Below are 12,715 nucleotides of genomic sequence, written 5' to 3' on the forward strand. Positions count from 1 at the left end.
CACGGGGTTAGCGCGGCAACCGGTAGGACAGCGCCTCGGCGACGTGATCGCGCGCGATGTCGGGCGTGGCATCGAGATCGGCAATGGTGCGCGCCACCCGCAACACCCGGTGATAGCCGCGTGCGCTGAGGCCAAAGCGCTCGGAGGCCTGCATCATCAGGGCGCGGCTGTCGGCGTCCAGACGGGCGATCTCTTCCAGTATTCGCCCTTCTGCATCGGCATTCACCGTGGCCCCGTCGCACCCCGCGTAGCGGTCGGCCTGAATGGCACGGGCCTGCGCGACGCGATCTGCGACGGTGGCAGAGCTTTCTCCGGGGCGGCTGCGCTCCAGATCGGCAAAGGCCACGGGCTCCACTTCGATCCGCAGATCGAACCTGTCCATCAGCGGGCCGGAGATGCGCCCCATGTAATCGGCGCCGCAGGCTGGGGCGCGCGGGCAGGCGCGGGTAGGATCGGTCATGTAGCCGCAGCGGCAGGGATTGGCGGCGGCCACCAGCATGAAACGGCTCGGATAGCGCACATGCGCATTGGCGCGGGCCACCATCACATCGCCGGTTTCCAGCGGTTGGCGCAGGGTTTCCAGAACCGCGCGGGCAAATTCGGGCAGCTCGTCCAGAAACAAGACGCCATTGTGCGCAAGGCTGATTTCACCCGGTTGGGCCCGCCGCCCGCCGCCGACGATGGCCGCCATCGAGGCGGTGTGATGCGGCGCGCGATAGGGGCGGGCGCGGCTGACGCCTCCGGCCTCGATCAGGCCACAGATGGAGTGGATCATCGACGTCTCCAACGCCTCTTGCGGGGTAAGCGGCGGCAGGATCGACGGCAGGCGGGCGGCCAGCATGGATTTCCCGGCCCCCGGCGGGCCGCTCATCAACAGGTGGTGCCGTCCGGCGGCGGCGATCTCCAGCGCCCGGCGCGCGACCTCCTGGCCTTTGACATCCGAGAGATCCTTGTCCGGAGGACCGTCGATCACCTCGCCGGGCTGTGCGGGCGTGATGACGCTCTGGCCGGTGAAATGGCGGATCACATCCGACAGGGACGCGGCCCCGATCACGGTTGTGGCCTCCACCCAGGCGGCTTCGGCGCTGGAGCCCCTGGGGCAGAGCAGGAGCCGATCCTGTTCCGCAGCCGCCAGCGCGGCGGGCAGGGCGCCGGTGATCGCGACCAGGGTGCCGTCCAGCGACAACTCGCCCAGAGACAGGGTTTCGTTCGCCGCTTCGGGAGGCAGGATTTCCAGCGCCGCCAGCAGGGCCACGGCGATCGGCAGATCAAAATGGCTGCCCTCCTTGGGCAGGTCCGCAGGCGACAGGTTGATGGTGATCCGTTTGGAGGGCAGGGCGATGGACATCACCGCCAGCGCCGAGCGCACCCGGTCGCGCGCCTCGCTCACCGCCTTGTCCGGCAGGCCGACGATGGAAAACGCCGGCAGTCCCGGTGCGACAGCGCATTGGACCTCGACCGGGCAGGCCTCAACCCCCTGAAATGCAACAGTTTGAGCGCGTGAAATCATAGCTGCCCCCAGAGACACCCCGAATGAGGTGCTCAGGGAGCAGCATTGGAAATCGTGGTTACTGATTGGTTAAAGGTGCCGTGAAGCCACCGCGAAATCGTGCGTGGCCCGGTTCAGAGCACCCAAGGCCTGCGGTCCAGGTCCAGCTGATAGGGCTCCGGATCATAGGTCACCTGGCGTGCGGCCTCTTGCCAGGATAGCACAGCCGGATCGCGCAGCAGTTCGACACAATAGGCGCGGGTTTCCGCCGAGACCGGCAGATCATAGCCGATGATCCGCGCCGCCACGGGGGTGTAGAACACATCCGCGAGGCTGTAGGTGCCAAACAGCGGGCCGCTGGCGTGGCCGGAAGTCTGGCGCGCGTGGGCAAACAGCGTCTCGATCCGCCGCAGATCCGTCAGCACCGCCTCCGAGGGCTGAAACCCCTGCCAGATATGGCTGAGCTGCATCGAGCAATCGCCGCGCAGGGCGGTGAACCCCGCGACCATCTCGGCACAGAGCCAGCGCGCGGTGGCCCGGTGTGCGGCCTCCCGGGGCCACAGGCCCGCGTCCGGGTGGCGCTCGGCCAGGGTTTCGGCCATCGCCAGGGTTTCGCCGACCACGGTGCCGTCGGGCAGGGTCAGGGTCGGCACCAGCCGCGCGGGCGCAAGCGCGGCCATGTCCTGTGCCATGGTTCCGGAATACAGTCCCACCATGCGCACCGCGTGCGGCAGAGAGAACTTTTCGAGCATGAGCCAGCCGCGCAAAGACCAACTGGAATACATGCGATCACCGATGTAGAGTGTGTATGTCATGGGGTGATCCTACGGGTCACGCGATACATCAGTAAAACGAATATTTGCGCGATAACATATCACAGAATTTGATTTATCGCCCCCAGTTGCCACCCCGCCGGAGTGTGGTCGATCCGGGTGACGGAGAGATTGTCGATCTTATGCGCAAAGGCTTCGGAGGCTGTTAGGCCGGCGGCGCGTTGCACCTGACACAGGATCTGGCCAAAGTGACCCACGACGATGATGTCCTGGCCGCGATGGGTCCGACACAGCGTATCGATCCGGTCAGACACGCGCTGCAACAGGGTGTTCCAGCTTTCGCCATTGGGTGGCGCAATGTCACCGGGCTGTTCCCAGAAGGCGCGGATGTGGTCCGGGGAGTGCGCATCAACCTCTGACCAGCGTTGCTGCTCCCAGTCACCGAAGTGCATCTCGCGCAGGTCTCGGGCATGTGGCAACCGGCGGCGGGGGCCCTGAATGGCATCCGCCGTGGTGACAGCTCGGCGCAGATCGGAGGAGACCACAACCGCATCCGCGGGCAGGGTCTCCGACAAACGTGCAAGCGCTGCGGTATCCGACAGGTCGGCAGGCAGGTCGGACCAGCCCACCATGCATTTTGCGTGGGTCGGCCCGTGGCGGACCATGTGAAATCGTGTGATCACAGCGCCCCCTTCAGTACCAGAGGCAACCCTGCCGCAACCAGGACGACGCACTCCGCCTGTTCGGCCAGGGCGATGTTCAATCGTCCCTGAGCCTCGCGGAAGCGGCGGGCAAGGGCGTTCTCCGGTACGATGCCAAGCCCGGTTTCATTGGTGACGATCACGACCTCGGCAGGGCAGTTGGCGATGGCCGCCAGCAGCGCCTCGGTTTCCTGCTCCAGATCATGCTCGGCCAGCAGGTGATTGGTCAGCCACATTGTTGCGCAATCCATCAGCAGGACATCCTCTGCCTGCACGCGCGGCATCACCCGGCTGGCATCAAAGGGTTCCTCGATCGTGGTCCAGTCCCCGCCTCTCTGGGTCAGATGGCGGGCGACCTTCTGTTGCATCTCGGGGTCAAGTATTTGTGATGTTGCCCAGTAGATCCGGTTTTTTCCTGTGTTCACACAGGCTTGCTCGGCGAAAGCGGATTTTCCGGATGCGGCGCCGCCGAGAATAACTGTGACTCTGCCCGACAAGATGGGTACCCTCAAAGTTGTAAGTGTGCTTCGCGTTGCGACAGGTCTCGCAACCGGCAAGACAATACGGCGCTGCTGCCGAACCCTTCAATGCCACGATCACTTTCGACAGTCAGCTAGACTATTTTTGAACCAAAGCCGGCCCTCACGCGTTGTCAACGTAGTTCTTAGAACAGGGAGTTTAAAATGGCACTGGACGAGACCACCGAAAACCCCCTCCCGAAGCGGGCGATGAAAGCCGAGCTTCTGGATGCTGAAACCGAGTTGGCGCTCGCCTATGCGTGGCGTGACGAAAAGGATGTGCAGGCGCTGCATCGCCTGATCACGGCGTATATGCGGCTTGCGGTGTCGATGGCCTCGAAGTTCCGTCGCTACGGTGCGCCCATGAACGACCTGATCCAGGAAGCGGGCTTGGGGCTGATGAAGGCAGCGGAGAAATTCGATCCGGACCGCGGCGTGCGATTTTCGACCTACGCGGTGTGGTGGATCAAGGCGTCGATCCAGGATTACGTGATGCGCAACTGGTCGATGGTGCGCACCGGCTCTACCTCGGCGCAGAAATCCCTGTTCTTCAACATGCGCCGGGTTCAGGCACAGCTGGAACGCGCCGCAGAGAGCGAAGGGGTCGAGCTGGACCGGCACAAGCTGCACCAGATGATCGCCGAGGAAATCGGCGTGCCGCTGCGCGATGTTGAAATGATGGATGGTCGCCTGGCCGGGGCGGATTTCTCGCTCAATGCCGTGCAATCCGCCGATGAGGACGGGCGGGAGTGGATCGACGCGCTGGAGGATGACCGCGAACAGGCGGCAGAGCTGGTCGAGGCCGATCATGACACGCGCAAGCTGCGCAACTGGCTGGTGACGGCGCTCAATGGGCTCAACGAGCGGGAGCGCTTTATCGTGCGCGAGCGCAAGCTGCGCGAAGATCCCCGCACGCTGGAAAGCCTCGGCACCGAGCTGGGCCTGTCCAAGGAACGGGTGCGGCAGCTGGAGGCGGCAGCCTTTGTGAAAATGCGCAAGACGCTTGAAGGTCAGTCCCGCGAGGTGCAGAACTTCCTCTTATGAGGAAGACGACTGGAACACGCAAAGCTGGCCTGTCGGGCCCGGCGCGCGCAATCGCCGGGCACCTGAAAGCCCTGACACAGCTGACACAGTTGACACTGGCAGGCTGGTTGGGGTTTTGGGTCCTGTGCCTTTTCGGGCCTGCGATGGCGCAATCGGAGGTTTCCCCGGATCTTTTGCGGCGTGCAACGCAGGCCGACATCGTCATTCTGGGCGAGGTGCATGACAACCCGGACCACCACAGGACGCAGGCTGCCCTGATTTCCGAGATCGCCCCTGCGGCGGTGGTGTGGGAAATGCTGACGCAGCAGCAGGCGGCGCGTTTGACGCCAGAGGTGCTGCGAGCGGCGGATGACCTGCCGCAGGTGCTGGCGTGGCAGCAGTCCGGGTGGCCCGAGTTTTCCCTGTACAGACCGGTCTTTGAAGCCGCCCGCGCGGCGCGTCACTGGGGCGCGGCGGTGTCGCGTGCCGACGCGCGGACGGCGATGCGCGCAGGTGTGGCCAGCTTCTTTGGGGCCGATGCCGGTCGGTTTGGTCTGGATAAGCCCCTTGCCGCGCCAGAACAGGCCCAACGCGAGGCCGACCAGCAGGCGGCCCATTGCAATGCGCTGCCAGAACATCTGCTGCCCGCAATGGTTGATATTCAACGTTTGCGGGATGCCACCCTTGCCCGGGCCGCGCTGGCGGCGCTGACTGAGACTGGGGGGCCGGTTGTGGTTATCACGGGCAATGGCCATGCGCGTCGCGATCGCGGGGTACCGGTCTATCTGCACAGGGCGTCCGACGAGGTGGCAGTGTTTGCCCTGGGTCAGGCTGAGGCCGGTCGGGTCGAGGGGGACTTCGATGCGGTTATCTCCGCCCCGCCGGTCGAACGCCCGGACCCCTGCGCGGCTTTCGACTGACCCATGTGACGGACCGGGGCCGGTCCTTTGTTCCAGGACCGGCGGCGCGGGCCTGTCCCGGAGACAGGAAACCGGTTTCCTCTCCCTCGCGGGCACAGTAGGGTGAAGGGCATCGGGCTGCGCGAGGGCACATCATGTTGTCAGGTAAACATATTCTCTTGATTATCGGCGGCGGCATTGCGGCCTATAAATCGCTGGAGCTGATCCGTCGCCTGCAGGACAAAGGCGCGCGGGTGACCCCGGTGTTGACCCGTGCGGGAGAGGAGTTCGTGACACCGCTGTCGGTCTCCGCTCTGGCCGGTACCGCGGTGCACAGGGATCTGTTCGACCTGACCGCAGAGGCGGAGATGGGGCATATCCAGCTGTCGCGCAGCGCCGATCTTCTGGTGGTGGCGCCGGCAACGGCGGATCTGATGGCAAAAATGGCGCAGGGCCACGCCAATGATCTGGCCTCGACGCTGCTTCTGGCGACCGATACGCCGATCCTGCTGGCGCCCGCGATGAACGTGCGGATGTGGCAGCACCCGGCCACCCGGCGCAATCTGGCGCAACTGATGGAGGACGGCGTTCAGGTCGTCGGGCCGGATGAAGGCGGCATGGCCTGTGGCGAATTCGGCCCGGGGCGGCTGGCAGAACCCGATGAGATCGTGCGCGCGATTGCCGCGCATTTCGACGCGGGCCCGCTCGCGGGTAAGCGGATCGTTGTCACCTCCGGCCCGACCCATGAACCGATCGATCCGGTGCGCTACATTGCCAACCGTTCTTCTGGCGCGCAGGGCACGGCGGTGGCCCGTGCTCTGCGGGCGTTGGGGGCGGAGGTCGTGTTTGTCACCGGCCCTGCAACGGTGCCCCCGCCGGAAGGGGTGGAGGTGGTGCCGGTGGAAACCGCACGTGAGATGGCTGCGGCCGTGGATGCGGCGTTGCCGGCGGATGCTGCCGTGTTTGCGGCGGCCGTGGCCGATTGGCGCGTCACGTCTGCCGGGGACCGCAAGCTGAAGAAGTCCAAGGACGGGCTGCCCACGCTCGACTTTGCCGAGAACCCTGACATCCTGAAAGGGGTGGCCCAGCGGCAATCCGGCCGCCCGGCGCTGGTTGTGGGATTTGCCGCGGAAACCAACGATGTGATCGAACACGCCACCGCCAAGCGGCTGCGCAAGGGGTGCGACTGGATCGTGGCCAATGATGTCTCGCCCGCCACGGGAATCATGGGCGGTCAGGAGAATTCCGTGACCGTCATTTCCGATTCCGGGGCAGAGGCCTGGCCGCGCATGGCCAAGGAGGCGGTGGCCGAAAAACTCGCCCGTAAAATCGCCGACGCGCTGGCCGCGCCAAAGCCGGTGACTTGACCCGGTGAAATTGCCTTTGATTTCAGGGTAGGGCGGACTGAACCGGACGCCCCCGGTCACGTTGTACATCCGGAAAACGGAATTTTTTACGGAAAGTCATCGGCAGCGTTTACCAATTTGTGAGTAGAACAGAACAGATTGAGCGCAATGGCGCCGTGTTGCGCGCTGTTGTGTCGTTTCAGGTGTGTCCGCGTCGTGTGTCCCGACGCGCTGTGTTAACAGGTGTGAATATGTCTCATGGTGTTGCAGGTGTGCCCCTGCCAGTCTGCCCGCAAACGGGGGGCTGTCCTCAATGGCCCGGTCTCGGGTCTCAGCGCGCGGCGGTGCCGTGATGCGGCGCGACATGAATGTTCTAGTGCTGGAGGAGGATGTCATGCTCGGGCAGGTCCTGTGTGACATGCTCCGGCTGCACCGGGTCGGATCCCTGCAGCTGGCGACAAGCGAAGTGGATGCCTGCCAGATGATGCAGGCGCAGAGCTTTGATATCTGCATCCTTGCGGCGCATATGCGCGGTCTGCCCAGTGCCGAGGCGGTCGCCATGGCGAATGCGCAGCGCCTGCCGGTTCTGTTGCTCACCAACGGGATCGAGGACACAAGCGGCGCGGTGCAGCCGGATCACGGCATCGCGGTGCAGAAACCGGCGCATGAGGAGGACATCCGCCGGGCCTTGGCCGAATTGATGCAAGACGCCTAGCGGTCCGCGCGGGCCTGTCCCGTTTCGCAGGATCGACCGGCGGTGATTTGCACCTGCCCCCCGCCGTGGTAAAGGGCGGCGGCCGGATGCGCTGGCAGTCATGGGTGTTCCACTCGTGCGTCGGCCGCTATCCTGACGCCAACCGAAGCTTGCACCGGGGCGGGGGCCCGTCCAAGTCGCATCCATGGGAACGGGCCGTATGAGCGATCACAGCATTCCATTTATCGTGGGGATCGCCGCATCCGCCGGTGGCCTGGAGGCTGTGTCGGACCTTGTTCAGGCGCTGGGGGATCGACATGGCGCCACCTTCGTGATCGCGCAGCACATGTCGCCCACACATACGAGCATGCTGAGCGCGCTGATTTCACGCGAAACGCAGCTGCCGGTGGCGGAGCTGACCGACGATCTGGACCTGCGCCCGGCGCCCGACACGATCTATGTGGCCATGCCCGGCTATGACGTGGTGGTGACCGAGCAGGGGTTGCTCGGGTTGCGCGCGCCGGAGGGACCGCCCGGCCGCCCGAAACCGCTGGCGGACCGGTTGTTCAAATCCATGGCAGAGCAGTGTGGCGACGCCTGCGCCGCCATCATCCTGTCGGGAACCGGCAGCGACGGCAGCTATGGGGTGCGCGCCATCCGCGAAGCGGGCGGGATCACCATCGCGCAGGACCCGGAGCGTTCGAAATATGCCGGCATGCCATCCTCGGCCCTGCATACCGGCTGCGTTGACCTGACCCTGTCCCCGGACGAGATCGGAACCCACCTTGGCAAGATCCTGTCCCGGCCACGCGATCTGGGCGCCTTGCAGGACTTGCACGGAAAGCCGAACAAGCTGTCAGACCTGCTTCAGGTGCTGTCGGCCCGCACCGGGGTGGATTTCCGCGAATACAAGGCCTCCACGATCAGTCGGCGTATCACCCGGCGCATGTTGGCCTTGGGGTTTGCGGACTACGGTGCCTATGTCGATTTTTGCCGCGGTGATCCGGCCGAGGTTGAGGCGCTCTACAAGGATCTGATGATCTCGGTGACGCGCTTTTTCCGCGACCCGCAGCAGTTCGACGCGCTGAAGGCAAGTCTTTGTGACATGCTGGAGAAGATGGACCACAGCGATCAGCGCACCATTCGGGTCTGGGTCGCAGGATGCGCTACCGGCGAAGAGGCCTATTCGGTTGCGATCCTGATCCTCGAAGCGATGGGCGGCATCGAGAAGGTTGCGCAGCGCCGGTTGCAGGTCTTTGCCACCGATATCGACCAACAGGCGCTGGATGTGGCGCGGCGTGGCGCTTATCCGATTTCCGCCATCAGCGATATTCCGGACGACCTGGTGGATCGGTATTTCCTGGTGCGCTCGGAGACGATCGAGGTCCGCAAATCCCTGCGCGCCTTTGTGCTGTTCTCGCGCCACAACGTGATCCAGGATCCGCCGTTCACCAATCTCGACTGCATCAGCCTGCGCAACCTGCTGATTTACTTCAGCAGCGCGTTGCAGGACAAGGTGCTGGCCCGGGCGGGATATGCGCTCGCGCCCCAGGGGCTGCTGTTCCTTGGTGCGGCAGAAACCATCGGGTCGATGGACAATGTGTTCGAGGCCACTCAGACCTCTGACCGGATCTTTCGCAAACGGGTGATGACACGCAAACCCGTGGTCGAGTCGTTTCTGCCACCGCCAGCCAGCGAGGACCCTCACACCCCGGACCCGACCCGGCGTGTTGCCGACACGGCGCGCAATCACGCCGCGTCGCAACAGTTCGACAGCCTGATCCGGGTCCTGGCTCCAAACGGGTTCCTGGCCAGCAGCACCGGTGCGATCCTGCGCGTCATCGGCGATATTTCCTTTGTGACCGCCCTGACCGAGAGCACGGGGTTGCAGGTGGACCTGAAGATCCTGCTGCCGCAGCTGCGCGGTGAGGCCGCAAGCCTGCTCAACGTGTCCCTGCGCTGCAATGCGATGCGCCGTGGCCAATGGCACCGCCTTGCCGACAGCGCGCAAGAAGAGGTGCGACTGACCTGCTACCCGATCACGACCGGCGGCGACAGCGATGGCGGTGGCGTTGTCCTGATCGCGGTGGAGACGCGCCCTCGGCAGGCACCCTCCGGCACGCCGGAAAACCTGGAGCCGGGCGAGCAGGAGCAATACATCCGCCAGATCGAGGACGAAGTGGTTTCCACCCGCGAGGCGCTGCAACAGACGATCGAGGAGTTGCAGACCGCCAACGAGGAATTGCAATCGGTGAACGAGGAAATGCAGGCCGCCAATGAGGAACTGCAATCCACCAACAAGGAACTGGAAAGCTCGAACGAGGAATTGCAGTCCACCAATGAGGAGCTGATCACCGTCAACGAGGAAATCCAGGTCAATTCTGCCGAGATCCAGCACCTCAGCGCGGAACTGGCGGCGGTGCTGCGTGCCAACCCCTTTGTGATGATCGTGGTGGACCACGCCTTGCAGGTCCGCCACGCCTCGCGCCAGGCGATGCGCTTGTTCGAACTGGACAGCCTGCCGAAAGCGGGGGTTCACATCAATCAATGCGCCGCCGTCGCCGGGATGCCGGATCTCACCAGCCGGATCAACCGGGTGTTCCGCTCCCGCTCAGCGCTGATCGAGACTGCGGAATTCCAGGGGGCGCGTCATGAACTGACCTTTACCCCGTTTCATCAGAAAGATGGCCGCGGTCTGATCGGCGTTGCGGTCACCATCGTGTGAACAAGCTCGCCCGGGTCTGTGTCAATTGCATATGTCATGTGGCAATTCGGGCCCGAACCGGGGCATAACCGGAGCGCGCCCGCCCGTGCTGCACGTCGGGTGCGACGGATGACGAAGAGGAAAGTCCCATGACATCAGCGCCCTTTGCTGTGGAAGTGAAGATTCTGGACCCGCGCATTCGCGAGTGGGGCATGCCCGCGTATCAGACCTCAGGGGCGGCGGCGATCGACCTGTTTGCCTGTATCGATGCCCCGATGGAGATTGCACCGCAGGCGCCGGCGGTGCTCGTCCCCTCGGGGCTGGCGTTCTACATGGGCGACACCAGCTGTGCCGCCCTGGTGCTGCCGCGCTCCGGTCTGGGACACAAGAAAGGCCTGGTGATGGGCAACAGCGTCGGGCTGATCGACGCGGATTATACCGGTCAGGTCTTTATCAGCACCTGGAACCGCAACCCGGCCGGGGCCGATCCCATCCGTATCGAGCCCGGAGAGCGCATTGCCCAGCTGATGTTTGTGCCGGTTCTGCATGCCGCCCTCGACGTGGTCGACACCTTCTCTGATGCGACCGAGCGTGGGGCGGGGGGCTTTGGCTCCACCGGCACAGGGGGCGGCGCATGATCCTGGTCTTTGGCCTGGCCGGGCTGATCTGGTGGGGCGGGCGCCTGCTTGGACTGGAGCGCAGCCTGCGGGCGGCGTTGCTGGGGGTGCTGTTCTGTGCGGTGCTGGCGATCCAGTTGACCCTGCCCGACGGCGCACCGCTGAGAGAGGCGACGGGAGGCTCTGCCAGCCTGTGGCTCCTCCTGGCAGGCGGGGGCGTTCTGGTTGCGCTCTATTCCGCGGTGTTGCGGCGGTTGCGCGCGCGCGCTGCGCCGACGCAGTCGGATTCGGACGAGGCCGGGCACGATGCGCCTGCCTTCTCCGATGCCGAACTCAATCGCTATGCCCGCCATATCGTCCTGCGTGAGGTCGGCGGCCTGGGCCAGAAACGGCTGAAGGACGCCCGGGTGCTGGTGATCGGGGCCGGCGGGCTTGGTGCGCCGGCACTTCAATATCTGGCCGCCGCCGGCGTCGGCACCATTGGTGTGGTGGATGATGACACGGTTGAAAACGCCAACCTGCAACGACAGGTGATCCACCGGGATCGCGACATCGGCCTGCCCAAGGTGTTTTCGGCCCAGGCCGCGATGGAGGCACAGAACCCCTTTGTCACCGTGCGCCCCTACCGGCGCCGCCTGACCGAGGACGTCGCGGCAGAGCTGTTTGCCGATTATGATCTGATCCTGGACGGCACCGACAATTTCGCCACCCGGTACCTCGCCAACCGCACCGCGGTTGCGCAGCAGAAACCGCTGATCTCCGGTGCGCTGTCGCAATGGGAAGGGCAGATTTCCGTCTTCGACCCGACACGCGGCGGCCCGTGCTATCAGTGCATCTTCCCCGAAGCCCCCGCCGAAGGGCTTGCACCAAGCTGCGCCGAAGCGGGCGTGATCGGTCCGTTGCCCGGTGTTTTGGGCACAATGATGGCTGTGGAGGCTGTGAAACAGATCACCGGCGCCGGAGAGGTCTTGCGTTCGCAGATGTTGATCTACGATGGTCTCTATGGTGAAACCCGCCGGATCGCGCTGAAAGCGCGTGCCGAGTGTCCGATTTGTGGACCCGATAACGGCACCCCGGCCCCGACAGGAGAAAACTGACCATGTCCCGCCCCTTTGCTTTGGCCGCCTTTGCGACGGCCGTCTTTGCCACCGGCGCTTTTGCCGCCGATCTGCCGGATCTTGACGGGCGTGAGGTCGTGGTCGCAAGCGAGAACACCTATCCGCCGTTGCAGTTCATCGACCCCAACAGCGCTGAGGCGATCGGCTGGGAATATGACGCGGTGGCCGAGATCGCAGACCGGCTGAACATGACGGTGGTGTATGAAAACACCAGTTGGGACGCGATGATCCCGGCGATCACCGCCAGCCAGTACGACATGGCGATGAATGGCATTACCATTCGCGACGACCGCAAGGAAAAGGTCGATTTTTCCGACAGTTACCTGACCTCGCAGATGCGCATGATCGTGGCGGGGGATGAGGACCGGTTTTCTGATGCAGCGGGCTTTGCCGCCGATCAGGATCTGCTGGCCGCGGCCCAGCCCGGCACCACGCCCTTTTATGTGACCGTCTATGACGTGCTGGATGGCGATGAGGCCAACCCGCGCATCAAGCTGTTTGAGACTTTCGGCGCCTCGTTGCAGGCGCTGCGCACGGGCGATGTTGATCTGGCTCTGTCCGACAGCACCGCGGCTGCGGGTGTGGTTGCGGCGTCGGATGGCGCGCTGAAGATCATTGGCGAACCGCTCGGCACCGAGGATTTTGGGTTCATCTTCCCCAAGGGCAGCGACCTGGTGGAGCCCGTGAATGCGGCGCTGGCGGAAATGAAGGCCGACGGCACGCTTGATGCGCTCAACAAGAAATGGTTCCTCGACTACAAGATGGGCCAATAAACGCCCCATACTTTGAACCTCAATTCCGCCCCGGCCAGTCCTCAGGCCGGGGTTTGTCGT

Annotated in this window: 12 protein-coding genes; 8 read left to right on the forward strand and 4 right to left on the reverse strand. The window is 64.4% G+C overall.

Features of this window, described 5'->3' with window-relative positions:
• Positions 1–7: 7 nt before the first annotated feature.
• The 4 genes from MHM97_RS13025 to cobU form a co-directional block, all read right to left on the reverse strand.
• Positions 8–1,510 carry a YifB family Mg chelatase-like AAA ATPase gene (locus MHM97_RS13025; protein ID WP_239322783.1) on the reverse strand — a complete coding sequence of 501 codons (1,503 nt, stop codon included), beginning with the start codon at positions 1,508–1,510 and terminating at the stop codon, positions 8–10.
• Positions 1,511–1,623: 113 nt separating this feature from the next.
• Complete coding sequence (locus MHM97_RS13030; protein ID WP_239322784.1) at positions 1,624–2,304, reverse strand: glutathione S-transferase; 681 nt, start codon at positions 2,302–2,304, stop codon at positions 1,624–1,626.
• A 59-nt stretch (positions 2,305–2,363) separates the two neighbouring features.
• Positions 2,364–2,945: a histidine phosphatase family protein gene (locus MHM97_RS13035; RefSeq protein WP_239322785.1), complete on the reverse strand. Its 582-nt coding sequence runs from the start codon at positions 2,943–2,945 to the stop codon at positions 2,364–2,366.
• Positions 2,942–3,520 carry a bifunctional adenosylcobinamide kinase/adenosylcobinamide-phosphate guanylyltransferase gene (gene cobU / locus MHM97_RS13040; protein ID WP_370645731.1) on the reverse strand — a complete coding sequence of 193 codons (579 nt, stop codon included), beginning with the start codon at positions 3,518–3,520 and terminating at the stop codon, positions 2,942–2,944. The genes MHM97_RS13035 and cobU overlap by 4 nt, the downstream gene beginning before the upstream one ends.
• Before the next feature lie 126 nt (positions 3,521–3,646).
• On the opposite strand from cobU, the gene MHM97_RS13045 reads away from it, so the two are divergent.
• The 8 genes from MHM97_RS13045 to MHM97_RS13080 all read left to right on the forward strand — a co-directional run bounded on the left by MHM97_RS13045 (position 3,647) and on the right by MHM97_RS13080 (position 12,655).
• Positions 3,647–4,525 (forward strand): RNA polymerase factor sigma-32, encoded by an 879-nt coding sequence (locus MHM97_RS13045; RefSeq protein WP_239322787.1) that lies wholly within the window; start codon positions 3,647–3,649, stop codon positions 4,523–4,525.
• Positions 4,522–5,424, forward strand: a complete 903-nt coding sequence (locus MHM97_RS13050; protein WP_239322788.1) for a ChaN family lipoprotein — start codon at positions 4,522–4,524, stop codon at positions 5,422–5,424. The genes MHM97_RS13045 and MHM97_RS13050 overlap by 4 nt, the downstream gene beginning before the upstream one ends.
• A gap of 134 nt (positions 5,425–5,558) precedes the next feature.
• On the forward strand, positions 5,559–6,770 hold the full coding sequence (gene coaBC, locus MHM97_RS13055; RefSeq protein WP_239322789.1) for a bifunctional phosphopantothenoylcysteine decarboxylase/phosphopantothenate--cysteine ligase CoaBC: 1,212 nt from the start codon (positions 5,559–5,561) through the stop codon (positions 6,768–6,770).
• Positions 6,771–7,113: 343 nt separating this feature from the next.
• Complete coding sequence (locus MHM97_RS13060; RefSeq protein ID WP_239322790.1) at positions 7,114–7,464, forward strand: hypothetical protein; 351 nt, start codon at positions 7,114–7,116, stop codon at positions 7,462–7,464.
• Positions 7,465–7,663: 199 nt separating this feature from the next.
• Positions 7,664–10,168: a CheR family methyltransferase gene (locus MHM97_RS13065; protein WP_239322791.1), complete on the forward strand. Its 2,505-nt coding sequence runs from the start codon at positions 7,664–7,666 to the stop codon at positions 10,166–10,168.
• A 128-nt stretch (positions 10,169–10,296) separates the two neighbouring features.
• Complete coding sequence (gene dut / locus MHM97_RS13070) at positions 10,297–10,785, forward strand: dUTP diphosphatase (protein ID WP_239322792.1); 489 nt, start codon at positions 10,297–10,299, stop codon at positions 10,783–10,785.
• On the forward strand, positions 10,782–11,861 hold the full coding sequence (locus MHM97_RS13075; RefSeq protein WP_239322793.1) for a HesA/MoeB/ThiF family protein: 1,080 nt from the start codon (positions 10,782–10,784) through the stop codon (positions 11,859–11,861). Before dut ends, MHM97_RS13075 begins: the two co-directional genes overlap by 4 nt.
• A gap of 2 nt (positions 11,862–11,863) precedes the next feature.
• Entirely contained in the window at positions 11,864–12,655 is a 792-nt protein-coding gene (locus MHM97_RS13080; protein WP_239322794.1) for a transporter substrate-binding domain-containing protein, read from the forward strand.
• The last annotated feature ends 60 nt before the right edge of the window (positions 12,656–12,715 follow it).

Source organism: Epibacterium sp. Ofav1-8 (assembly GCF_022348185.1).
GTDB lineage: Bacteria > Pseudomonadota > Alphaproteobacteria > Rhodobacterales > Rhodobacteraceae > Epibacterium.